Here is a 21864-nt window from a genome sequence, read left to right as displayed (position 1 = left end):
CGTCACACTCTCCGGGAGACGTCCGGGACGACGAGGGCGATCGCGGTGACGGAGATGCCCTCCCCGCGACCCGGGAATCCGAGTCCGTCCGTCGTGGTGGCCGTGACCGAGACAGGAGCCCCGCCGAGGGCCTCGGAGAGGACCGCTTCGGCTTCGGCCCGACGCGCGCTGAATCGCGGCCGGTTGCCCTGGAACTGCGCCGAGACGTTGCCGATCACGAAGCCGGCATCCGTCAGCAGCTCCCGCGTGCGGGAGAGGAACACCGCGGCGTGCGCCCCGGCGTACTCCGGATGCGCGGTTCCGAAGTGCTCGCCGATGTCGCCGAGCCCCGCAGCGCCCAGCAGCGCATCGACGATCGCGTGCGCCACGGCGTCGCCGTCGGAGTGCCCGGACAGGGCCTGCTCCCCCGGCCACGGCAACCCGGCCAGCCAGAGGTCGCCCTCTCCCCCGAACGCGTGCACATCGGTCCCGATGCCGACGCGTGGCACGCCGAATCCGGATGACGGACCGGCTGAGGGGGCGGGGACCGGAGCCGCCGCAGCGAGCAGGTGCCGCGCCCGCTCGAGGTCGGCGGGGGTCGTGATCTTGAAGGCGCGGGCGGAGCCCTCGACGTGTCGCACCGCATGACCGGATGCCGCGAAGAGGGCCGCGTCGTCGGTGTAGTCGATGCCCGACGAGAGCGCGCGGGCGTACGCCTCCTCGAGAAGCGCCCGGGGGAATCCCTGCGGGGTCTGCGCGGCGGCGAGTTCCGCGCGATCGACAGGTCCGACGACCACGTCGGCATCGACCCGCTTGAGGGTGTCGACGACGGGAAGCGCGGGGATGATGCCCGTGTCCGGCGTCACGGCGGCGGCGACCGCGTCGATCTGAGCCGGAGGCGTGAGAGCGCGGGCCGCATCGTGCACGAGCACGGTCGTCACGTCGCCCCAGAGCGCGTCGAGTCCCGCTGCGACGGAGAGCTGTCGGGTCGCGCCGCCGACCACGACCCGACCGAGGTCGCGGCGCTTCCCCGCGGCGGCGTCCAGCTCGGCCTCCGCGTCGCCTTCGTACCCGGGCGGCGCGACGACGATCACCTGCGCGGGAGCAGCGGCGAAGACGCCGTCGAGCGCGTGGCGCAGGATCGAGTGCGCATCGATGCCGACCAGGGCCTTCGGCGCCCCGGCATCCAGTCGCGTGCCGGAACCGGCGGCGACGACGATGATCGCGGTATCGGGAACAGGGAGCAGAGTCACCGTCTCACGCTACCGCGTGGCCGGGCACGACGAAGGGGCGGATGCACGGTGCATCCGCCCCTTCGTGGACGTGTTACTCAGGCGTGCGACGCCTCAGGAGGCGAGGACCTCGTCGAGCAGTGCGCCCGCCTTGTCCTCGTCGGTCTTCTCGGCGAGCGCGAGCTCGGAGATGAGGATCTGGCGCGCCTTGGCCAGCATGCGCTTCTCTCCTGCGGAGAGTCCGCGGTCCTGGTCACGACGCCACAGGTCGCGGACGACCTCGCTGACCTTGATGACATCGCCGGAGGCGAGCTTCTCGAGGTTCGCCTTGTAACGACGCGACCAGTTGGTCGGCTCCTCCGTGAACGGGGCGCGCAGCACCTCGAACACATGGTCGAGGCCCTCCTTGCCGATCACGTCGCGGACGCCGACCAGGTCGACATTCTCCGCCGGAACCTCGATGATGAGATCGCCCTGCGTGACGTTGAGCTTCAGATATTTCTTCGCCTCACCCTTGATGATGCGTTCCTTGACCTCGATGATGGTCGCAGCGCCATGGTGCGGATAGACGACGGTCTCGCCAACCTCAAAAAGCATAAAAACGTGTCCTTTCGGCAACCTCAAGGATACCACAGGGAATATGCGCTAAGGTTCGCGCCTCGGCGTCCCTGAGCGCCTGCCCGCATACCCGTAGAATGGTTGCGGATACCCCGCCGGACCTCAGGAGGACCCGTGAAATCGCGCCTTGTTGCGTCTGCCGCCCTCAGCGCCGTCGTTCTTCTCGGCGCGACGGGATGCACGTTCATCTCGCCCCAGGCGACGAAGATCGAGTACGCCGCCTCGGACGGCGTGAACGTCTCCGACCCCGACGCTCCGATCGACGTCCGCAACGTCTTCATCGTCGCGACGGAAGACGGCTCGGTCGGCAACCTGATCGCCGCGATCGTGAACCCGACCGACGAGAAGGCCACGCTCACGATCACCCTCGAGGGCATCGACCCGTTCACGGTCACGGTTCCCGCCGGCGAGACGGTGAGCCTCGGTGCCGACGAGGAGCCCCTCCGCATCGTCGATCTCGACACCAAGCCGGGCGCGACGGTCGAGATCCACTTCCAGTCGGGCGACGCCACCGGCGTCAAGACCGAGGTGCCCGTCCTCGACGGCGCACTCCCCTACTACGCGGACCTGGTCCCGGACGTCAGCGAGCGCGCGCCGCAGCCGACGACGACGCCCGTCCCCACCGACACCGCCGCACCCGCTCCCGCGGAGTGATCCGTCGCTGACGGAGACAGAAGAGGCCGGCACCCCTGGGGTGCCGGCCTCTTCTTCGTCTCGCGGGGGCTCAGCCCTCGAAGCGGTACCCCAGACCGCGCACGGTCACGAGCATCACCGGCTCGCTCGGGTTCTCCTCGATGCGCGAGCGGATGCGCTTGATGTGCACGTCGAGCGTCTTGGTGTCGCCGAAGTAGTCGCTGCCCCACACGCGGTCGATGAGCTGTCCACGCGTGAGCACGCGGCCCGAGTTGCGCATCAGCACCTCGAGAAGCTCGAATTCCTTGAGCGGCATGTTGATCTGAGCGCCGGCGACCGCGACGGTGTGCCGGTCGATGTCGAGCGAGACGCGTCCGCCGTCGAGCACCCGCTCGTCGAGCTCGCTGTCGGCCTGGACCACCCGACGGAGCACCGCGCGCATGCGCGCGAGCAGCTCCCGCGAGGAGTACGGCTTGGTGATGTAGTCGTCGGCACCGAGCTCGAGGCCCACCACGATGTCGACCTCGGAGTCCTTGGCGGTCAGCATGATGATCGGCACGGCCGACGTCGACCGGATCTGGCGGCACACCTCGGTGCCCGGCATCCCCGGCAGCATCAGATCGAGCAGCACGATGTCGGCACCGCGCTCCCGGAACGCCGTGAGCGCCCCGGGGCCGTCCTCGGCGATCTCCACCTCGTAGCCCTCCCGGCGCAGCAGATAGGCGAGGGGGTCGGCGAGGTCGGGCTCGTCCTCGACCAGAAGGATGCGGGTCATGCTCTCTCTCCGTTTCGAACGCGGGCGGAGGCGGCCTTGGCCGCTTTGCGCGCGCGCTTCTTCTTGCTCTTCTTGTCCGAGTCGATATGCCCGGGGGTGTCGATCCGGGGAAGCCGGATCGTGAACGTGGAGCCGCGACCCGGACGTGACCACAGGCGCACCTCGCCGCCGTGCCGCTGCGTCGCGTGCTTGACGATCGACAATCCCAGACCGGTGCCGCCGGTGCGCCGCGAGCGGGCCTCGTCCGCGCGGTAGAAACGCTCGAAGATGCGTTCGCGGTCTGCCTCGGCGATGCCGATGCCCTGATCGGACACCGCGATCTCGACGACCTCGGCGTCGGCCTTGACCCCGACGCCGACCCGCGATCCGCGGGGCGAGTAGACGATGGCGTTCGCGATCAGGTTGCCGACGGCCTCGACCAGGATCTGCGCGTCGCCGCGCACCCAGACGCCGCGATCGCCGCCGCGGGCGAGCTCCACACCGGCGGAGTCGGCCTGGACGACGTGGGCCTCGATCGACGACGCGATCACCTCGTCGATCGAGACGGAGGCGACCTCGGTGAGCCCGCCCTCCGCCTGCAGCCGCGACAGGCTCATGATCCGTCCCGTGAGCTGGCCGAGACGTCCGGCCTCCGCGGAGATCCGCGCGGCGAAGATGCGCACCTGCGCCGGATCGTCTGCCGCGGACTCGATGGCTTCCGCGAGGAGGCTGACCGCACCCACGGGCGTCTTCAGCTCGTGACTGGTGTTCGCCACGAAGTCGCGCCGCATCTGGTCGAGTCGCTCCTGCTCCGTGACGTCACGGATGATCAGCAGCACCAGACGCGCACCGATCACGCTCGCTCGGGCCGAGACGAGCCGCGGATCGAGGCTCAGCCCGCCGCGGGTGATGCGGAACGACTCGGTGGTCGAGCCACCCGTCGCCTTCGCGGCGCGCACGAGCTGGCGGAGCTCGGGGTTGTCGAGCGTGGAGCCGACCTCGATGCCGAAGCGGGTCGCCGCCTGCGAGACGGCGAGGACCAGACCGGAGGAGTCGACCACGCAGGCGGCGTCGTCCATGCTGCCGAGGACATCGGTGATCCCGGCGGGGATCGCGAGCGATGTCTCCTCCTCGGCCCGCGCGCGGGCACGGTACGCCCACACCACGAGGAGAGAGAGGCCGATGCCGATCACCAGCCCGATGGCGAGTGAAGACAGCGCGAGCTGCGGCAGGGTCATGACTCCAGCGTAGAGTGCGTTCACCGTCCGAACAGCGGGTTCCTGCGCCCTGACGGCAACGCGAGAAGTACTATTCACGTGCTGGGCACCGTTCGTTAACCTTCGGAGCACACAATCTCTTCGGGCCTGCGCGAGAGCGTGGACCCGCCCCCGTGCGGACGAACCGCCGTCTCGCGCCGTGCACACAGCCGAGATCCCAATGAAAGGTTGCGCCCCACCATGCGCGAAGTCTTCCACCAGTCCCTCGAGGACCTGCAGTCCCGCCTCGTCGAGATCGCGGACCTCGTCACGGTCTCGATCGACAAGGCGACTCGCGCGTTCGCGACCAGCGACGTCGCCCTGGCCGAAGAGGTCATCGCCGACGACGCCAAGATCGACGCGCTCGCGGTCACGCTCGACGAGCAGGCCATCGAGATCCTCGCTCGCCAGCAGCCCGTCGCCCGCGACCTCCGCATCGTCGTCACGGCGCTGCGGGTGAGCGCCTCGCTGGAGCGGATGGGCGACATGTCCGAGCACATCGCCCAGCTCGCTCGCCTGCGGTTCCCCGAGCGCGCCATCCCGAAGGGCCTCAAGGGGACCTTCGTGAAGATGGGCGAGCTCGACGTCGAGATCTCCCGCACGCTCTCCGAGCTCCTCCGCACCGGCGACCTGCGCTTCGCCGACACGATCCGCAACGCGGACGACGACGTCGACGAGCTGCACGCCAGCGTCTTCGAGAAGGTGCTCAGCGACAACTGGAAGGGAGAGGCGACGGCGACGGTCGATGCCACGCTCGCCAGCCGGTACCACGAGCGCTTCGCCGACCACGCGGTCGCGGTCGCCAAGAAGATGGTCTACCTCGCCACGGGCGACTGGCAGGTCTCCGAGGCCGAGATCGCTCTGGCCGTCGAGCAGCAGCAGGAGCTCGGGCACGCCTGACGCGCACGCAGAAGAGGAGGGGCGGATGCTGTGACAGCATCCGCCCCTCCTCTTCTGCGTGGTGCTACTTCTTGCCCTGCGCGGCGACCGCTGCGGCACCGGCGGCAGCGGCCTCCGGGTCGAGGTAGCGGCCGGGACCGGTGGGGACGTTGTTCTCGTCGAGCTCGTAGACGAGCGGGATGCCGGTGGGGATGTTCAGCTCGGCGATGTCGGCGTCGCTGATGCCCTCGAGGTGCTTGACGAGACCGCGGAGCGAGTTGCCGTGCGCCGTGACGAGCACGGTCTTGCCGACCTCGAGGTCGGGGACGATCGCGCTCTCCCAGTAGGGCAGCAGACGGTCGATCACGAGCTTGAGCGATTCGGTGCGCGGCACCTCTCCGTCGATCCCGGCGTAGCGCGGGTCGTTCACCTGGCTGAACTCGCTCGCGTCGTCGAGCACGGGCGGCGGCACGTCGAAGGAGCGGCGCCACAGCTGGAACTGCTCGGGACCGAACTCCTCGAGCGTCTGCGCCTTGTCCTTGCCCTGCAGGGCGCCGTAGTGGCGCTCGTTGAGCCGCCACGAGCGGGTCACGGGGATCCACAGCCGGTCGGCGGCGTCGAGCGCGATGTTCGCCGTCTGGATCGCCCGGCTCAGGAGCGACGTGTGCAGCACGTCGGGCAGGATGCCGGACTCGGCGAGCAGCTCACCGCCGCGGCGGGCCTCCTTCTCCCCCTGCTCGTTCAGGCGGACGTCCACCCAGCCGGTGAACAGGTTCCGTTCGTTCCACTCGCTCCGGCCATGGCGGAGCAGGATCAGGGTGCGCGTCGCAGTCATGCGGCCAGTTTATCCGCGACGGCCGCTCCGGATTGGCCCGAGGGCTCATCGAGGGAGAGGATTGACTCATGGCGTCATCTCCCGTCGGCCGGCCGACGCGCGGCACGACCGGGACGAACCGGCTGCGCCGCAACGACCGCTGGATCGCCGCGAGCCCCGCGTTCCGCCGTGCCGCGGATCCGCTGGTGGTCGATCTCGGTTACGGAGCGAGCGGTGTCACCGCGTTCGAACTGGCCGCACGGCTGCGCGGAGTCCGACCCGATGCCGAGGTGCGCGGTCTCGAGATCGACCCGGCGCGGGTGGCGACGGCCGATGCCCAGCTCGCCGAGGTCCGCGCCGGCCGCACGGGCTTCCCCCACGACCTCCGCGTCTCGTTCGCGCGCGGCGGCTTCGAGGTCCCCCTCCCCGACGGCCGGCGGCCTGCGGTGATCCGCGCGATGAATGTGCTGCGCCAGTACGACGAGGCCGACGTGCCGGCCGCCTGGCGGACGACGGCTTCACGACTCGCGCCGGACGGGCTCCTCGTCGAGGGCACGTGCGACGAGATCGGTCGTGTGGCGAGCTGGGCCGACGTGCAGCCCGACGGGATCCCGGTGCGCTTCACGATCTCGCTGCGCCTGACCGGGCTCGAGCATCCGAGCATCGTCGCCGAGCGGCTGCCCAAGGCCCTGATCCACCGCAACGTCCCGGGGGAACGGATCCACGCCCTCCTCGTCGACCTCGACCGCGAGTGGGATCGGGCGGCCGCGCTCGCGACGTTCGGCGCCACCCAGCGGTTCCTGTCGACGGTCGCCGCCCTGCGGGATCAGGGCTGGCCGATCGTGGGCGGGCGGAGCCGCTGGCGCCTGGGCGAGCTCACGCTTCCGTGGGCGGCCGTGGCGCCGGTCGACTCGCCTCGCGCCTAGCTCGCGGCGCGGGGATCCGGCGCCGACGGGCGACGTGACAGCCGCGTGAGGCGCGGGATGTCGGCAGTCGCCCCGGCATCCGCGGGCACGATCACCTGCTGCGAGGCGGCGATGTCGATGCCGTCGGCGCGCACGACGAGGTCGCCGATCGGCGCGCGTCGCGCCAGGATCGCGAGCGCGATCGGACCGTCTTCATGATGACGGGCGACCGAGGTGACGTGGCCGATCTCGTCATCGCCCGCGAACACGGGAGACCCGGGCTCGGGCAGCACGGCATCGCTGCCGTCGAGCTGGAGAGCGGCGAGACGACGCGGCGGGTGTCCGAGGTTGTGGACCTTGGCGACGGTCTCCTGCCCCCGATAGCACCCCTTGTTCAGGTGCACGGCGGTGCGGATCCAGTCCGACTCGTGCGGGAGCGACCTGTCGTCGACCTCTGCCGCCCAGCGCGGGCGCCAGGCGGCGATGCGCAGAGCCTCGGCGGCCAGGAGACCTGCGGCGGCATCGTGGTCGAGGGTCGCAGCCAGTTCGTCCGCGGCATCCGGCGAGAGCACCGCGATGCGCCACGCGAGCGAGGCGCCGGGGTGATCCGCGACCTCGGCGTACTGGTGGCCGCCCAGGGCGACCTGCTGCCACGGGTCCTCCCAGACGAGCGGGAGGCGGTCGTGCGACGCGGCAGCGGCATGCACGGCTCGAGCGGCGGACCCGCCGTCGACGAAGCCCAGCAGCACCAGGTCCGCGCGCACGTCGACGCTCGCCTGCGTGCGGAACTTCATCCGCGTCAGCCAGGTCGCGAGCGCCTCGGCATCCGCCGCGTCGGCGATCAACCAGGTGGACGTTCCGTCGTCGACGACACCGGCCGCGTGCTCGACACGACCTTGCGGGTCGAGCACCAGCAGTTCGGTGCTGTCTCCCGCGCTCAGGCGACCGACCGCCTGCGAGGTGATCGAGTCGAGCCAGCCGAGCCGCTCCGGACCCGAGACCTCGATCGCGGTGCGGTCGTCGAGCGCGACGACGGCGTCACCGGCCGCGAGGCGGCGCTGCTCGCGGAACGGATCGCCGAAATGCGCGATGCCCGCATCGCCGGCGACGGCTCCGGGGAAGCTCTCGAACACGCTCACGTCGGATCCCGCCCGTCTCAGACCTTGGCCAGTCGCGCCGAGGCGTGCGCGCGCAGCGGCGTTCCGAGGGCCGCGATGTCCCACGCCCACAGCATGTGCCCGTCGACGAGTCCGTACATGCGCGATGCCGCGCCGTAGTCCTTCGTGCCGGCCGCGCGCACGACGGCATCCGAGGCGATGTCGACCCGCGGGCCGTTGATCTCGCCCAGGTAGAGCTCCAGCATGCCGTCGGAATGCGCGAGCGAGACCTCGATCGGGAAGGCGCCGTTCGCCGCGCGCAGGCTCTCGACGTCGTCGACCGTGCGGGTGACGACATCGGCCTGCGGGGGAAGCAGCGCCGGACCGGGGTCCGCCGCGGACGCCGGGCGCGAGAGGCGCCAGAATCCGGTCTCGGCGATCAGCGGGATCGACACCGCCTGGTCCTCGCCGGTGAACGTCGCAGTCCCCGAGTAGTTGAGGTACGGGCCGCCGTCATGACTGAAGCTGACCCGATGGACGAACTCGCCCTGCAGGCGCTCGTCGCCGACGGGGTAGTCGATGACACCGGTGCCCTCCCACACGCCGATCAGCCACGCGAGCGGGGCGAGGTCGGCGGGGAGGTCGGTGGGCAGATCGAGCACGATGCGTCAGCGCTGGCCGCGGAAGAGGTTGCGCAGAACCACTGCCGAGACGAAGACGATAGCGAGGCTCGCAAGGCCCAGCAGGCCGATGAAGAAGATTTCGAGCGCCATGAGGTCCATGCCTCCACCTTACCGCGCGGCGGGACGCGGAGGTCAGGTCGGCAGCAGCGCGGCGATGCCGAAGCCGACCGAGATCAATCCCATCAGCACGAGCGCGCCCGTGACGCTGCCGGCCACCCGGAAGATGAACCCCTGGGTGCGGCCGTACCAGAGCTGCACGGCGAACGAGAGCAGCACGATGCCGCCGAAGGCGACGAGCATCCACGGGACGCGCCATTCCTCCGGCACGAAGATCCCGACGGCCACGGTCGCGACGAAGGCGGTGACCCACACGGCGACCACGCCGACGAGGGCATTACGCGGTGCGAGCGCTGGTTCGGACATGACACCATTGTTGCGCATCCGGTGCCGGTATCATGGCGGCACGGCGTCGACCCCCGCGCCGGTGAGGAGTGCGCGTGGCCCTGGTGCTGGTTCTGACCAACGCTCCGCTGTCGGAGCAGGTTCTGCCCGCCCTCGAACTGCTCAGCCACCGGGTCCGCCAGATCCCCGCCGAACCGGCACAGCTCGTCAGCGCCCCGGATTATGACGTCGTGGTCGTCGACGGCCGCCACGACCTGGTCGGCGCGAAGTCGCTGTGCCGCCTCCTCCGCGCCACCGGGCAGGATGCCCCGCTGCTCCTCGTCGTCACGGAGGGCGGCATGAGCGCCCTCTCCGGCGACTGGGGAATCGACGACGTCCTGCTCGTGACCGCCGGCCCCGCCGAGATCGACGCGCGCATCCGGCTCGCGCTCGCCCGCCGCGACGAGGTCGCCGAACCCTCCAGGGTGCAGGCCTCGGGCGTCACGATCGACGAGCAGTCCTACTCCGCGAAGCTGCGCGGCAAGCCGCTGGATCTCACCTACAAGGAGTTCCAGCTGCTGCACTTCCTCGCGACCCACCCGTCGCGCGTCTTCACGCGTGAGCAGCTGCTCAGCGAGGTGTGGGGCTACGACTACTTCGGCGGCACCCGCACGGTCGACGTGCACGTGCGCCGCCTCCGCGCGAAGCTGGGCGACCAGGAGCAGATCATCGGAACGGTGCGCAACGTCGGCTACCGGTTCAACGTGTACGAAGACGAGACCGTGGCGGCAGCCCGGTAACGGATCGGGTCCGTTCACACGCGCGTCACCTCGCGGTGATTAGATGTACCCCATGATCGATCCCGCACTCACCGACGCCGGCCTCGGTGACGCCGAAGACGACGACTTCGACGCCGTCGAGTCGCCCGACGCCCTGCTCCCCGACCACCGGTACCTCGACCGGGAGCTGAGCTGGCTGGCGTTCAACCAGCGCGTGCTGGAGCTCGCCGAGGATCCGTCGCTGCCCGAGCTCGAGCGGGCGAACTTCCTGGCGATCTTCGCCAGCAACCTCGACGAGTTCTTCATGGTCCGCGTCGCGGGTCTCAAGCGACGCATCATGACCGGCCTCGCGGTGCCCACGAACATCGGCCGCTCCCCCGTCGACGCCCTCGCCGACATCTCCCGTGAGGCGCACGCCCTGCAGCTGCGCCATGCCGCGGCATGGACCGACCTCGTCCGTCCCGCCCTCGCGGATGCCGGGATCGAGATCACCGACTGGTCCGAGCTCACCGAGGAGGAGCGCTCCGCGCTGTCGGACTACTTCGGCGCGCAGGTCTTCCCCGTGCTGATGCCCCTGGCGGTCGACCCCGCCCACCCCTTCCCGTACATCTCCGGTCTCTCGCTGAACCTCGCCATCCGCATCCGCAACGCCCGCACCGGCCGCCAGGAATTCGCCCGCCTCAAGGTGCCGCCGATGCTCCCGCGCTTCGTCGAGGTCCCCGGTCACGGCGAGATCAAGAGGTTCCTGCGCCTCGAGGAGCTGATCGCCAACCACCTGGGCGACCTCTTCCCCGGCATGGAGGTGCTCGACCACCACGCGTTCCGGCTCACCCGCAACGAAGACGTGGAGATCGAGGAGGACGAGAGCGAGAACCTCATCCAGGCTCTCGAGGCGGAGCTCCTCCGCCGACGCTTCGGCCCGCCGATCCGTCTCGAGATCACCGACGACATGGACGAGGTCACGATGGACCTGCTGGTCCGCGAGCTCGACATCACGGACCTCGAGGTCTATCGCCTGCCGGGCCTTCTCGACCTGCGCGGTCTCTTCGACCTGTCCCGCATCGACCGGCCGGACCTGCGCTACCCGCCGCACCTGCCCACCACGGCCGTGGCCTTCCAGCCCACCGGATCCAACTCGCGCGCCGACATCTTCAAGGCGATCCGCAAGTCCGACGTGCTCGTGCACCACCCGTACGAGTCGTTCACGACCAGCGTGCAGGCGTTCCTCGAGCAGGCGGCCCGCGATCCTCACGTGCTGGCGATCAAGCAGACGCTGTACCGCACGTCGGGCGACAGCCCGATCGTGCAGGCGCTCATCGACGCCGCCGAGGCCGGCAAGCAGGTGCTCGCCCTGGTCGAGGTGAAGGCCCGTTTCGACGAGGCGAACAACATCGTCTGGGCCCGCAAGCTGGAAAAGGCCGGCGTGCACGTCGTCTACGGTCTGGTCGGTCTGAAGACCCACTGCAAGCTCGCCCTCGTCATCCGCGAGGAGGACGGCAAGCTCCAGCACTACTCCCACGTCGGCACGGGCAACTACAACCCGAAGACCAGCCGCATCTACGAGGACTTCGGTCTGTTCACGGCCGACGCGCAGGTCGGCAAGGACCTCACCCGCCTCTTCAACGAGCTCAGCGGCTACGCGATCGAGAAGAAGTTCAAGCGCCTGCTCGTCGCGCCGCTCCACCTGCGCAAGGGCCTGGTGCGCCAGATCGACGCCGAGCGCAAGAACGCCGAGGCCGGCAAGCCCGCGCACATCCGCATCAAGGTCAACTCGATGGTCGACGAGGAGATCATCGACGCCCTGTACCGCGCCAGCGCCGCCGGGGTGAAGGTCGAGGTGTGGGTGCGCGGCATCTGCAGCCTCCGGACCGACCTCGACGGGATCAGCGACAACATCACGGTGCGCAGCATCCTGGGCCGGTATCTGGAGCACTCGCGCATCTTCGCCTTCGAGAACGACGGCGACCCGCAGGTCTACATCGGCAGCGCCGACATGATGCACCGCAACCTCGACCGTCGGGTCGAGGCGCTCGTGCGCGTCTCGGACCCCGCCCACCTCAAGGAGCTGCTGTCGTTCTTCGACCTCGCCATGGACGCCGGCACCACATCGTGGCACCTCGGCGCGGAGGGCGTGTGGACGCGGCACGCCGAGGATGCCGACGGCAAGCCGCTCGTCGACCTGCAGGATAAGACCATGGGGTTGATCCAGCGGCGGCGCCGCGCACGGGCGGTGCGATGACGGTCCGGCAGGAGCAGAGGGCCCGGGCCGAGCGGACGCCGCCCCCGGCGTCGAAGTGGACCGATAAGGCCGTGTACGCCGCGGGCGCCGTGGTCTGGCGCATCGTCGACGGCAAGCTCCGCATCCTGTTGATCCACCGCACGAAGTACCGCGACGTCACGCTCCCCAAGGGCAAGGTCGACCCGGGCGAGATGCTCGCCGAGACGGCCGTGCGCGAGGTGCACGAGGAGACGGGCATCCGGGTGTCCCTGGGCGTGCCGGTGGGCGTGAGCCGCTATCACCTCGCCTCGCAGAAGCAGAAAGTCGTGCACTACTGGGCCGCCGAGGCGACCGACGACGCGATCCGCACGTCCACGTTCGTGCCGAATCGCGAGATCGCCGCGGTGGAGTGGGTGAGCGCCAAGAAGGCGCGGGAGCGGCTCAGCTACCCGGTGGACCTCGAGATCCTCGACTTCTTCACGAACCTCGTCGAAGACGGCGTCCTGCGCACGTTCCCGGTGATCGCCCTGCGGCATGCGAAGGCGCTGTCGCGGTCGGAGTGGGACGGCACGGATGCCGCGCGTCCGCTGACCGAGCGCGGACGGAAGCAGGCGGCCTCGATCGTGGGTCCGCTGCGCGCCTTCGGCGCCCGCAAGATCGTCACCAGCGATGCCGTGCGATGCATCGAGACGGTCAGACCGCTCGCCAAGGCCCTCGATCGCAAACTCGTGAAGACCGAGAAGATCAGCCAGGACGCGTGGGAGGACGGCACCTCCGATCTCCGTGCCGTCGTCGGCCGCCGTGTCCGTGCCGGGAAGCCGGCCGTGCTCTGCAGTCACGGCCCCGTGCTCCCCGGTCTGCTGTCGGAGATCGCTCTCGCGACCGGCACCATCCAGGGGTCCTATCTCAGCAGCGCGGCCGACCTCGAGCCCGGGGCCTTCTCGGTCGTGCACCTCTCCGCCACGAACCCCGGCTCCGGCATCATCTCGATCGAGACCCACATCCCCAAGGTCTGACGACCTCGCGCGTCCCCCGCAATCCTCCGGGTCCGCCCCAGAGAGTCGCTCGTCGTTCACCTGCCGTTCACCTGCGCGGGAGAGTCTCGTTAACCGCCGCACTTAGCGTCACTGTGTGCCCTGCACCGGGCCCCACCCTCCAAGATCGAAGGATCCACAGTGAAGATCTCCCGAATCGCACGAATCGGCGCCATCGGCGCCGTCGCCGCTCTCGCACTCGCCGGCTGTGCCGCGAACGAAGGCGGCACCGGCGGCTCCGCCGACCAGCCCTCGGAGTCCACGCTCTCCGGCACCATCGACGCGACCGGCGCGTCCTCGCAGACCGCCGCCCAGGAGGCCTGGGTCGCCGCGTTCCAGACCGCGAACCCCGACGTCACCGTCAACTACGAGCCCACCGGTTCGGGCACGGGTCGTGAGAACTTCCTCGAAGGCGGCAGCAACTTCATCGGCTCCGACCGCGCGTTCAACGACGAAGAGGTCGCAGCCGGGGGCTTCGGCGCCTGCATGACCGACGACATCGTCGAGGTCCCGCTCTACATCTCCCCTGTCGCGGTCGCATTCAACCTCGAGGGCGTCGACACCCTGAACCTGGATGCCGCCACCATCGCGGGCATCTTCGCGGGCACCATCACCAACTGGAACGACCCGGCCATCGCCGACCTGAACGACGGCGTCAAGCTGCCCGACCTGGCCATCTCGCCGGTCCACCGCTCCGACCCCTCGGGCACGCAGGAGACGTTCACGAAGTACCTCAGCGCCACCGCCGGTGACGTCTGGACCTACGAGCCGGCCGACGTCTGGCCGATCCAGGGCGGCGAAGCCGCTCAGGGCACCTCGGGTGTCGTCCAGGCGATCGGCGCCGGCAACGGTGCGATCGGCTTCGCCGACGCGTCGCAGGTCGGCGACCTCGGCCAGGTGCACGTCGGCGTCGGCGAGGACTTCGTGGCCTACTCGGCCGAGGCTGCCGCGAAGCTCGTCGAGGGCTCGCCGCTGGTCGAGGGCCGCGGCGAGGGCGACCTCGTCTTCGATGTCGACCCGGCATCCGCCGCGGACGGCGCCTACCCGATCGCGCTGGTCAGCTACCTCATCGGCTGCGAGCAGTACGAGGACACCAACGTCGCCGAGCTCGTGAAGGAGTACTTCTCCTACATCGCGAGCGAGGACGGTCAGAAGGCCGCTGCCGACAACGCCGGCAGCGCACCGATCTCGGAGGGTCTGCGCGAGCAGGTGCTCGCCGCGATCGATCTGATCCAGGTCGGCTGATCCCGCCCACCCACTGACGGCGGTGCCCCCGCGTCCCGATCGGACGCGGGGGCTCCGCCGGGTCAGCACCCGCTCCACCTCGACCCGGCCCGAAACAGGGAGATCATGAGCACGACCGCGCAGGCGCCGACTCCGGCACCGACCAAGGCGCCGCCCGCACCGATCAAGGCCAAGCAGCGACTCGGCGACCGGGTCTTCTCCGGCACCGCGCTCGGGGCGGGGGTGGTCATCCTCATCGTCCTGGTGCTCGTCGCCGCCTTCCTCGTCATCCAGAGCATCCCGGCGTTCCAGCTCGACACGAGCGACAACCACATCCTCCGCGGCGAGTCCTTCTGGACCTATGTGGGGCCGCTCGTCTTCGGAACGCTGTGGGCGTCGTTCATCGCGCTGCTCATCGCCGCTCCGATCGCGATCGGCATCGCGCTGTTCATCTCGCACTACGCCCACCGGCGTCTGGCCGCGTTCCTCGGCTACATCATCGACCTGCTGGCCGCCGTCCCCTCGGTGGTCTTCGGCCTCTGGGGCGGTCTGGTGCTCGCGCCCCTCCTGCAGCCGATCTACGCCTGGCTGAACACGAACGCCTCGTGGGTGCCGTTCTTCCAGGGCCAGGTCTCGTCGACCGGCAAGACCATCCTCACCGCATCGCTCGTGCTCGCCGTGATGTGCATCCCGATCATGACAGCGATCTGCCGCGAGGTCTTCCTGCAGACTCCGAAGCTGCACGAGGAGGCCGCGCTCGCGCTCGGATCCACGCGCTGGGAGATGGTGCGCATGGCGGTCCTGCCGTTCGCCCGCGGCGGCATGGTCTCCGCAGCCATGCTCGCCCTCGGACGCGCACTCGGCGAGACCATGGCCGTGACCATGGTCCTCTCCCCCTCCGCGGTCGTCAGCTTCCTCGTGCTCACCTCGACGAACCCGACGCCCATCCCCGCGAACATCGCGCTCGCCTTCCCCGAGGCGCACGACACGGGCGTCAACACCCTCATCGCCACCGGCCTCATCCTCTTCGTCGTGACCTTCGCGGTCAATGCGCTGGCGCGCTGGATCGTCGCCCGCCGCGCCGAGTTCTCGGGAGCGAACTGACATGACCACCCTCACCGCTGCTCCCGTCACGCCGCACACGGCGGTCCTCACCTCCGGCCGACTGCCCAAGTGGGCGCCCTGGACCCTCCTCGCCGGCTCCTTCGTCATCTCCGCCGCCGTCTTCGGCGTCGCCGCCGCGGGGTCGAGCCTGGCCGACTTCAACATCGCCGGAACGGTGATCGTCGGCATCCTGCTCTACATGGTGATCATCACCGTGATCTCCTCGATCGTCGAGAGCCGCCGCAAGGCCGTCGATCGCCTGATGACCGCCCTGGTCGCCACCGCGTTCCTGATCGCGCTGCTGCCCCTAGTCTCGCTGCTGTGGACCGTGGTGGCGAACGGCATCGAGCGGTTCGACGCCGAGTTCTTCAGCTACTCCATGCGCAACGTCGTCGGCGACGGCGGCGGCATCGTGCACGCGATCTGGGGCACCGTGATGATCACGCTCACCGCGACGATCATCTCGGTGCCGATCGGACTCATGACCTCGATCTACCTGGTCGAGTACGGGCGCGGCCGGCTCGCGAAGGGCATCACCTTCTTCGTCGACGTGATGACCGGCATCCCGTCGATCGTCGCCGGTCTCTTCATCTACGCCGTGTTCGCCCTGCTGGTCGGCCCCGGCATCTCGATGGGCTTCATGGGCGCCCTCGCCCTCGCCGTGCTGATGACCCCGGTCGTCGTGCGCGGCAGCGAGGAGCTCCTGAAGATCGTCCCGAACGAGCTGCGCGAGGCGTCGTACGCGCTGGGCGTGCCGAAGTGGCTGACCATCCTGAAGGTGGTGCTCCCCACCTCGATCGCCGGCATCACGACCTCGATCATGCTGGCCATCTCCCGCGTGATCGGCGAGACGGCCCCGCTGCTGCTCACCGCCGGATTCACCCAGAGCCTGAACACGAACATCTTCAGCGGTCAGATGATGACCCTTCCGGTGTTCGCCTACAACCAGTACATGAACCAGGGCACGAACCCGGATGCGGCCGTCGCCCGCGCCTGGGCCGCCGCGCTCACCCTCATCCTCATCGTCATGGTGCTGAACCTGCTGGCGCGTCTCATCGCGAAGCTGTTCGCACCGAAGATGACCGGCCGCTGAGCACCCGACCACTCAGAACAGGAAACCACGTGTCCAAGAGCATCGAAGTCAACGACCTCAACGTCTACTACAGCAGCTTCCTCGCGGTCGAAGGGGTGTCGCTCGACATCCAGCCGCGCAGCGTGACCGCGTTCATCGGCCCCTCGGGCTGCGGCAAGTCCACCTTCCTCCGCACGCTCAACCGCATGCACGAGGTCATCCCCGGCGCCCGCGTCGAGGGCGAGGTGCTCCTCGACGGCAAGGACCTCTACGGCCCCGGCGTCGACCCGGTGCTCGTGCGTCGCCAGGTCGGCATGGTCTTCCAGCGGCCGAACCCGTTCCCCACGATGTCCATCAAGGAGAACGTGCTCGCGGGCGTGAAGCTCAACAACAGCCGCATGTCGAAGAGCGACCAGGACGCACTCGTCGAGAAGTCGCTCACCGGCGCGAACCTCTGGAACGAGGTCAAGGACCGTCTCGACCGCCCGGGATCCGGCCTGTCCGGTGGCCAGCAGCAGCGTCTGTGCATCGCCCGCGCCATCGCCGTGTCGCCCGAGGTGCTGCTGATGGACGAGCCGTGCTCGGCCCTCGACCCGATCTCGACCTACGCGATCGAGGAGCTGATCGGCGAGCTGAAGAACGAGTTCACGATCGTCATCGTCACCCACAACATGCAGCAGGCGAGCCGCGTCTCCGACAAGACCGCGTTCTTCAACATCGCCGGCACGGGAAAGCCCGGGAAGCTGATCGAATACGACGACACCACGTCGATTTTCACCACCCCGTCCGTGCAGGCGACCGAGGACTACGTCTCGGGCCGCTTCGGATGAGCTGAGGCTTCTGCCCTCCCTTTCCGCTCCGGAAAACCCAGATCAACTGTGCGGAGTTCGGCGTGTCCCACTTCGACACACCGGCTCGCCGCGTGATGGTCTGGGTTTTCTCGTGGGTGGGCAGTCCTGCACAACCGGCGGTCGACCTTGCCTCTGCACAGTTGCCGTGAGAACGGCCTGGCACGAGGTGCCGGCACAGGCAAGCTCGTCGAATGTCCTTCCTTCGCGCAGACGTGGCCCTTCGCTCACTGGGGCGCATGGCGCGGACCTCGGAGCTCACTCGACGCGGTGTGACCGAAGCCGAGCTGACCAGCGCTGTGCGTGAAGGCAGAGTGCTGCGACCGCGCAACGGCGTGTACGCGCTGCCCGAGGAACCCGCAGCGATCGTCCACGCCGCAGAACATGGCGGCGTCATCGGATGCTGCGGTGCCGCGGCACTGCACGGGCTGTGGATCTTGGCGGTCCCGGCAGAGCATCACATCTGGATGGGCACCGCGGGTACACGACGATCCCGCTGTACGGAATGCCGTCTCCACTGGGACGCGGGCCGCGTCGAAGTCGGCATCCTCCCACCCGTCGCCAATGTCCTGCTGCAGGTCGCGCTGTGCGAGGGCGAGGAGCCGTTCTTCGCAGCTCTCGAATCCGCGTTCCGACATTCACGACTCTCCGCCGGTGAAACCGCATGGCTCTGGCGGCATCTTCCTCTCGAGCTGCGGTGGCTGGTCGCGTTCGCACGATCGGATGCCGACAGCGGTCTCGAGTCGCTGATCCGCCTCAGGCTTCAGAGGATCGGCATCAGCGTGCGCACGCAGGTGAGCATTCGCGATGTGGGCGAGGTCGACTTCGTCGTCGGCGAACGCCTCATCGTCGAAGCCGACGGGCGGGAGAACCACGAGCGCGAGAGGGAACGTGCAAAGGACCTCCGCCGCGATGCGATCGCCGCTGGTCGAGGATTCACGACACTGCGCTTCACGTATGCCTTGATCGTGCACGAATGGCCGCTGGTGGAGGCCGCGATCACGGGCGCGATCGCTCGCGGGGCGCATCTGCTCCGCTGACCTTCCGAAAGCGCAGACCGAACTCCTGAATCAGGGTGTGTCGCCCGTCGCCGCGCCGCGCGGTCACTCGAAGATCTGCGATTTCCAGGGGCGTGAGCCGCGCGAGGCTCCGAGTCAGTCCCGCGGGGACAGGAGGTAGGCGTTCAGCTCGTCGGTCAGGGTCTGGTCCACGGGCAGGGCGACCCCGTCGACGGCCGTGATCGCCGCGGCGAGACGAACGCTCGACACCAGCCACGCCGCGTCGGCACGAGGAAGATCGGATGCCGGTATGCGGTCGTATCCGACCTCGAAGCCGCGCCCGGCGAGATGCTCGTACACGCTGAGCTGCGTGGTGCCGTGCAGGATGCCGCCGTTCGGCGCCGGCGTCACGAAGCGGTCGCCGAAGCGGAGGATGAGGGACGCGGTCGGCGCTTCGAGCACGAACCCGTCGCTCGACAGGAAGATCGCATCGTCCGCATCACGGCGGTGGGCCTCTCGGAGGGCCGCCATGTTCACCGCGTATGAGAGGGTCTTCGCGCCGAGCAGCAGCCATGGCGCGCGCTCTGCGGCGCCGAGGTCGTAGCCCCGGTCGAGGGTGACGACGCGCACGCCCTCGGCACGCACGCGCGAGAAGTCGGATGCCGGAGATGCGGTGACCCAGGCGGTCGGGGTCGGACCGTGCTCGACTCCGCGACTGAGGATCAGCTTGATCACCGCTTCGCCCTCTCCGCACCGCGACGCCGCGTGGTCGATCGCCTGTCGCCACTGCGGCAGGTTCGGAGCCGGGAGGTCGCACAGCCGTGCCGAGTGCGCGAGACGTTCCAGGTGCGGAACGACCTCCTGCGCGTGGCCGTCGACCACGCCGATGGACTCGAAGACGCCGTCACCCCGCTGCGTGCTCAGCTCGCCCACGCTCAGAGCGGGGGCCGCGGCATCCACCGCCGTGAAGGTGTCTGCGAAGTCGGGGCGGTCCTCGTCGGCCGCGACGGGATCGATCATCAGTGCGAAGCGCCGGTTCATGCCTCGAGCCTACGGTCAGGGAATACCCATGGAGGTCTCGCGTTATAATTGAACGGCCGGGCCGCATAACCCCGGGCTCCAATTTTTGCCGCTTTGAGCGGCCTTCCGCCGAGAGGCGTTCTTGCGGCCCGGTCTTTCTCTGCCCAGGGCCCTCTCGCGGCCGACAGCGGCCGTTCCTAGGCCAGAGAACCCGTGCGCCAGAGCACCGCTGACGCGGAGAGATCCTGCGCGTAGCTGCTGAGACGCAGGGCTCGCGTCGTCAGCTCGCTGGCCCGCGCGGGCTCGGTCGGCTCATAGTCGTCGGCCGTGTGGGTCGCGCCTGAGGCCTGCACGCGACAGAAGGCGGCGGCGCGGTCGAGCGCGACCGCGAAGTCCCCACGGAAGGCCCCGCGCAGGATCGTGTCGATGAGCGCCACGAGCTCAGCCGGCTCCGCAGGGGCAGGAGCACCCGCGATGACCGTATCCGCCGACGGCAGCTCGACGCGTCCGCGCTCATAGAGCAGTGCCGCCGTCTGCGGGTCGCCGTGGATCGCCAGCTGCAGCAGGTACAGCCTCCAGAGCGCTCCGGGCAGTGTGCGCGAAGGCGCCTTGGACCACAGCTCGGCGATCTCGTCGATGCCGTGCTCGGCGGTGAACGCGACCAGACGCTCGGCGCTCGCCCCGCTCTCGTCGGCCCGCACCCGCGTCAGCAGAGCGGATGCCGTCGCGTGCGCCACGCGCGTCTCCTCGGCGGGATCGTGCGCGCCGACGATGTTGTCGAAAGCGCTGGTCGGTCGACGGATGGGACGGTGATGCTGCTCGGGCATCGAACCAGGGTACCCGCGATCGCGGCCGATCAGGCCGTGGGGATCACGATGACAGGGTCGGACGTCGGCGTGCCGGAAGGGGATCCTCCGGCCTGCTCGACGGTGACCGCGATCACATCGCCCGCGTGCATGTCGCCTTCGAGCGCCGCCGTCGCCCGACCGTCCTCGACGTCGAAGACGCCGGCGGGGATCGCGTCGTCCCCGCGCACGTACCAGAGCTCGTAGGTCTTGCCGTCGGCCGGGGCGGGCACGCCGTCGGTCACGAGCACGGCTGCTCCCGCGGATGCCGACCAGTGCGCGGTCGCCGTTCCCCCGGAGGGGAGCTCCACGGACGCCTGTTCCGCATCGGACGACGACTGGATCTGCTCCAGAGCGACGACGGATGCCGGACGGTTGAGCTGCCCGTTGAGCGCGACGGCGCCGATCCCGACGCCCACCAGCACGGCGAGGCATGCGGCGAGCGCGAACACGACGCGGCTCCAGCGGCGCTTCGGGGAGGGGGCGCGATCCTTCTCCGCATCGTTCGCCGACGTCTCGTCGACGCGCGGTCGCTCGTCTGCGAGAACGTCGGTCGCGACCGGCTCGACAGGCGTCGTCGGCTCGCTGTTCTGGGGCGTCACCGCGATCTGGGCGAGGAGCGCGGCACGGATGCCGGGAGGCGGGGAGACAGGCGTGGCGGAGGCGGACAGAAGATCGGCCGTCTCGGCATCCGCCTCGGCGATCGCCCGCCACTCGGGATGCGCGACGAGAGCGTCGTCGAAGCGACGCGCGTCGTCGGGCGACAACGCGTTCAGGGCGGCCCCTGCCGCGAGCTCTGCGAACTCCTGCTCGTTCATGCTGTCACCCCCATGGCTGACCGGAGACGGGTGAGCCCGTCTCGCATCCTTGTCTTGATCGTCCCCAATGGTGCTCCCACAAGCACCGAAATCTCGTTCTGACTGTAACCGCCGTAATACGCGAGCACGAGCGCTTCTCGCTGCACCTCCGGCAGCTCCGTGAGCGCTTCGACGACCTTCTCGCCGTCGATCCCGAGTTCCACCTGCTCTGCCACACTGTCGTGCGCAACGCCGATGTCCCTCAGCCCCGCTCGCACATCACGGTCCGCACTGGACTGGGATGCACGCACCCTGTCCACGGCCCGACGATGTGCGATCGTCATCACCCATGCTCGTCCTTGACCTCTGTTCGGAGCGAAGCGCGAAGCGGATTGCCAGATCTCGAGAAAAACCTCCTGCAGCACTTCCTCGCTCTGCGCGCGGTTCACGAGCACGCGCAGGATGAGCCCGAACACGCGCGCGGAGAGGGAGTCGTAGAGCTCGGCGAATGCCCGCTGATCCCCGTCGGCGACGCGGACGAGGAGTGCGGCGACCGCATCTCTCGCCGTCCCGTCCTCGGGCACGTCCATTCCGTCAATGATCATCTCTCCAAGCATGCCGCATCTCCCCCGTGTTCCCGTGCAGCCGTCACCCGATCGTGAGGGAATTTCTCCCGTGATTCTGCGGATCGAGG

Annotated in this window: 23 protein-coding genes; 11 read left to right on the top strand and 12 right to left on the bottom strand. The window is 69.3% G+C overall.

All coding sequences use genetic code 11. The annotated features are described in order from the left end of the window. Window positions 1–2: 2 nt before the first annotated feature. Together ispD and LBN7_RS15370 are read right to left on the bottom strand one after the other, a co-directional pair. Window positions 3–1232: a 2-C-methyl-D-erythritol 4-phosphate cytidylyltransferase gene (gene ispD, locus LBN7_RS15375; protein ID WP_407360141.1), complete on the bottom strand. Its 1230-nt coding sequence runs from the start codon at window positions 1230–1232 to the stop codon at window positions 3–5. 93 nt (window positions 1233–1325) lie between these two features. Beyond that, window positions 1326–1808: a CarD family transcriptional regulator gene (locus LBN7_RS15370; protein ID WP_017201416.1), complete on the bottom strand. Its 483-nt coding sequence runs from the start codon at window positions 1806–1808 to the stop codon at window positions 1326–1328. Window positions 1809–1943: 135 nt separating this feature from the next. Here LBN7_RS15370 and LBN7_RS15365 point away from each other — a divergent pair, with 135 nt between their 5' ends. Next, window positions 1944–2483 carry a DNA modification methylase gene (locus LBN7_RS15365; RefSeq protein ID WP_341944866.1) on the top strand — a complete coding sequence of 180 codons (540 nt, stop codon included), beginning with the start codon at window positions 1944–1946 and terminating at the stop codon, window positions 2481–2483. 70 nt (window positions 2484–2553) lie between these two features. Here the strand turns inward: LBN7_RS15365 and LBN7_RS15360 are convergent, their stop codons facing one another. Next, window positions 2554–3237: a response regulator transcription factor gene (locus tag LBN7_RS15360; protein WP_116635813.1), complete on the bottom strand. Its 684-nt coding sequence runs from the start codon at window positions 3235–3237 to the stop codon at window positions 2554–2556. After that, window positions 3234–4454 (bottom strand): sensor histidine kinase, encoded by a 1221-nt coding sequence (locus tag LBN7_RS15355; RefSeq protein WP_407360140.1) that lies wholly within the window; start codon window positions 4452–4454, stop codon window positions 3234–3236. The genes LBN7_RS15360 and LBN7_RS15355 overlap by 4 nt, the downstream gene beginning before the upstream one ends. A 219-nt stretch (window positions 4455–4673) precedes the next feature. Between LBN7_RS15355 and phoU the strand changes: the two genes are divergently transcribed. After that, window positions 4674–5372 carry a phosphate signaling complex protein PhoU gene (gene phoU, locus LBN7_RS15350; RefSeq protein WP_116635811.1) on the top strand — a complete coding sequence of 233 codons (699 nt, stop codon included), beginning with the start codon at window positions 4674–4676 and terminating at the stop codon, window positions 5370–5372. Between the two features lie 64 nt (window positions 5373–5436). Here the strand turns inward: phoU and LBN7_RS15345 are convergent, their stop codons facing one another. Continuing rightward, entirely contained in the window at window positions 5437–6186 is a 750-nt protein-coding gene (locus tag LBN7_RS15345) for a phosphoglyceromutase (protein ID WP_407360139.1), read from the bottom strand. 68 nt (window positions 6187–6254) lie between these two features. Here LBN7_RS15345 and LBN7_RS15340 point away from each other — a divergent pair, with 68 nt between their 5' ends. After that, entirely contained in the window at window positions 6255–7091 is an 837-nt protein-coding gene (locus LBN7_RS15340) for a class I SAM-dependent methyltransferase (protein ID WP_407360138.1), read from the top strand. On the opposite strand, the gene LBN7_RS15335 is transcribed toward LBN7_RS15340, so the two are convergent. From LBN7_RS15335 to LBN7_RS15325, 3 genes are all read right to left on the bottom strand, one after another. Continuing rightward, a complete protein-coding gene (locus LBN7_RS15335) occupies window positions 7088–8209 on the bottom strand; it encodes a YgfZ/GcvT domain-containing protein (protein ID WP_407360137.1) in 1122 nt (373 codons plus the stop codon). The genes LBN7_RS15340 and LBN7_RS15335 overlap by 4 nt on opposite strands. 17 nt (window positions 8210–8226) lie before the next feature. Beyond that, complete coding sequence (locus LBN7_RS15330) at window positions 8227–8829, bottom strand: FABP family protein (RefSeq protein WP_341944862.1); 603 nt, start codon at window positions 8827–8829, stop codon at window positions 8227–8229. Window positions 8830–8982: 153 nt separating this feature from the next. Beyond that, window positions 8983–9273 carry a hypothetical protein gene (locus LBN7_RS15325; protein ID WP_116635964.1) on the bottom strand — a complete coding sequence of 97 codons (291 nt, stop codon included), beginning with the start codon at window positions 9271–9273 and terminating at the stop codon, window positions 8983–8985. A gap of 74 nt (window positions 9274–9347) precedes the next feature. Here LBN7_RS15325 and LBN7_RS15320 point away from each other — a divergent pair, with 74 nt between their 5' ends. The 8 genes from LBN7_RS15320 to LBN7_RS15285 all read left to right on the top strand — a co-directional run bounded on the left by LBN7_RS15320 (window position 9348) and on the right by LBN7_RS15285 (window position 18550). Continuing rightward, entirely contained in the window at window positions 9348–10031 is a 684-nt protein-coding gene (locus LBN7_RS15320; RefSeq protein WP_116635807.1) for a response regulator transcription factor, read from the top strand. Window positions 10032–10083: 52 nt separating this feature from the next. After that, complete coding sequence (locus tag LBN7_RS15315; protein ID WP_407360136.1) at window positions 10084–12249, top strand: RNA degradosome polyphosphate kinase; 2166 nt, start codon at window positions 10084–10086, stop codon at window positions 12247–12249. Next, the gene (locus tag LBN7_RS15310) at window positions 12246–13244 is read left to right on the top strand and encodes an NUDIX hydrolase (protein ID WP_407360135.1); all 999 of its coding nucleotides are present in this window, start codon (window positions 12246–12248) and stop codon (window positions 13242–13244) included. The genes LBN7_RS15315 and LBN7_RS15310 overlap by 4 nt, the downstream gene beginning before the upstream one ends. Before the next feature lie 159 nt (window positions 13245–13403). Further along, window positions 13404–14507 carry a phosphate ABC transporter substrate-binding protein PstS gene (locus LBN7_RS15305; protein ID WP_407360134.1) on the top strand — a complete coding sequence of 368 codons (1104 nt, stop codon included), beginning with the start codon at window positions 13404–13406 and terminating at the stop codon, window positions 14505–14507. Window positions 14508–14612: 105 nt separating this feature from the next. Then, entirely contained in the window at window positions 14613–15590 is a 978-nt protein-coding gene (gene pstC, locus LBN7_RS15300) for a phosphate ABC transporter permease subunit PstC (protein ID WP_116635805.1), read from the top strand. Window position 15591: 1 nt separating this feature from the next. Further along, window positions 15592–16683 (top strand): phosphate ABC transporter permease PstA, encoded by a 1092-nt coding sequence (gene pstA, locus LBN7_RS15295; protein WP_407360133.1) that lies wholly within the window; start codon window positions 15592–15594, stop codon window positions 16681–16683. Between the two features lie 29 nt (window positions 16684–16712). Beyond that, on the top strand, window positions 16713–17492 hold the full coding sequence (pstB, locus tag LBN7_RS15290; RefSeq protein ID WP_116635803.1) for a phosphate ABC transporter ATP-binding protein PstB: 780 nt from the start codon (window positions 16713–16715) through the stop codon (window positions 17490–17492). A gap of 257 nt (window positions 17493–17749) precedes the next feature. Continuing rightward, window positions 17750–18550 carry a DUF559 domain-containing protein gene (locus tag LBN7_RS15285; protein WP_407360132.1) on the top strand — a complete coding sequence of 267 codons (801 nt, stop codon included), beginning with the start codon at window positions 17750–17752 and terminating at the stop codon, window positions 18548–18550. Between the two features lie 114 nt (window positions 18551–18664). On the opposite strand, the gene LBN7_RS15280 is transcribed toward LBN7_RS15285, so the two are convergent. The 4 genes from LBN7_RS15280 to sigK form a co-directional block, all read right to left on the bottom strand. After that, a complete protein-coding gene (locus tag LBN7_RS15280) occupies window positions 18665–19549 on the bottom strand; it encodes an aminodeoxychorismate lyase (RefSeq protein WP_116635802.1) in 885 nt (294 codons plus the stop codon). A gap of 176 nt (window positions 19550–19725) precedes the next feature. Next, complete coding sequence (locus LBN7_RS15275) at window positions 19726–20355, bottom strand: DNA-directed RNA polymerase subunit beta (RefSeq protein WP_116635801.1); 630 nt, start codon at window positions 20353–20355, stop codon at window positions 19726–19728. 29 nt (window positions 20356–20384) lie between these two features. Continuing rightward, entirely contained in the window at window positions 20385–21191 is an 807-nt protein-coding gene (locus LBN7_RS15270; protein ID WP_407360131.1) for an anti-sigma factor domain-containing protein, read from the bottom strand. Then, entirely contained in the window at window positions 21188–21775 is a 588-nt protein-coding gene (gene sigK / locus LBN7_RS15265; protein ID WP_407360130.1) for an ECF RNA polymerase sigma factor SigK, read from the bottom strand. Before sigK ends, LBN7_RS15270 begins: the two co-directional genes overlap by 4 nt. Window positions 21776–21864: the final 89 nt, after the last annotated feature.

Source organism: Microbacterium sp. LBN7 (assembly GCF_045690345.1).
Classification (GTDB): domain Bacteria; phylum Actinomycetota; class Actinomycetes; order Actinomycetales; family Microbacteriaceae; genus Microbacterium.
Note: the sequence above shows the minus strand (reverse complement) of the source record. Positions and strands in the feature narration are given on the sequence as shown.

Bases quoted from the DNA above. Each gene is read 5' to 3' on its own strand.
- LBN7_RS15360 (WP_116635813.1), bottom strand. From the start codon at position 3,237: ATGACCCGCATCCTTCTGGTCGAGGACGAGCCCGACCTCGCCGACCCC.
- LBN7_RS15340 (WP_407360138.1), top strand. From the start codon at position 6,255: ATGGCGTCATCTCCCGTCGGCCGGCCGACGCGCGGCACGACCGGGACG.
- LBN7_RS15270 (WP_407360131.1), bottom strand. From the start codon at position 21,191: ATGAACGAGCAGGAGTTCGCAGAGCTCGCGGCAGGGGCCGCCCTGAAC.
- LBN7_RS15280 (WP_116635802.1), bottom strand. From the start codon at position 19,549: ATGAACCGGCGCTTCGCACTGATGATCGATCCCGTCGCGGCCGACGAG.
- LBN7_RS15325 (WP_116635964.1), bottom strand. From the start codon at position 9,273: ATGTCCGAACCAGCGCTCGCACCGCGTAATGCCCTCGTCGGCGTGGTC.
- phoU (WP_116635811.1), top strand. From the start codon at position 4,674: ATGCGCGAAGTCTTCCACCAGTCCCTCGAGGACCTGCAGTCCCGCCTC.
- sigK (WP_407360130.1), bottom strand. From the start codon at position 21,775: ATGATCATTGACGGAATGGACGTGCCCGAGGACGGGACGGCGAGAGAT.
- pstA (WP_407360133.1), top strand. From the start codon at position 15,592: ATGACCACCCTCACCGCTGCTCCCGTCACGCCGCACACGGCGGTCCTC.
- pstC (WP_116635805.1), top strand. From the start codon at position 14,613: ATGAGCACGACCGCGCAGGCGCCGACTCCGGCACCGACCAAGGCGCCG.
- LBN7_RS15345 (WP_407360139.1), bottom strand. From the start codon at position 6,186: ATGACTGCGACGCGCACCCTGATCCTGCTCCGCCATGGCCGGAGCGAG.
- LBN7_RS15370 (WP_017201416.1), bottom strand. From the start codon at position 1,808: ATGCTTTTTGAGGTTGGCGAGACCGTCGTCTATCCGCACCATGGCGCT.
- LBN7_RS15310 (WP_407360135.1), top strand. From the start codon at position 12,246: ATGACGGTCCGGCAGGAGCAGAGGGCCCGGGCCGAGCGGACGCCGCCC.
- LBN7_RS15315 (WP_407360136.1), top strand. From the start codon at position 10,084: ATGATCGATCCCGCACTCACCGACGCCGGCCTCGGTGACGCCGAAGAC.
- LBN7_RS15275 (WP_116635801.1), bottom strand. From the start codon at position 20,355: ATGCCCGAGCAGCATCACCGTCCCATCCGTCGACCGACCAGCGCTTTC.
- LBN7_RS15285 (WP_407360132.1), top strand. From the start codon at position 17,750: ATGGCGCGGACCTCGGAGCTCACTCGACGCGGTGTGACCGAAGCCGAG.
- LBN7_RS15355 (WP_407360140.1), bottom strand. From the start codon at position 4,454: ATGACCCTGCCGCAGCTCGCGCTGTCTTCACTCGCCATCGGGCTGGTG.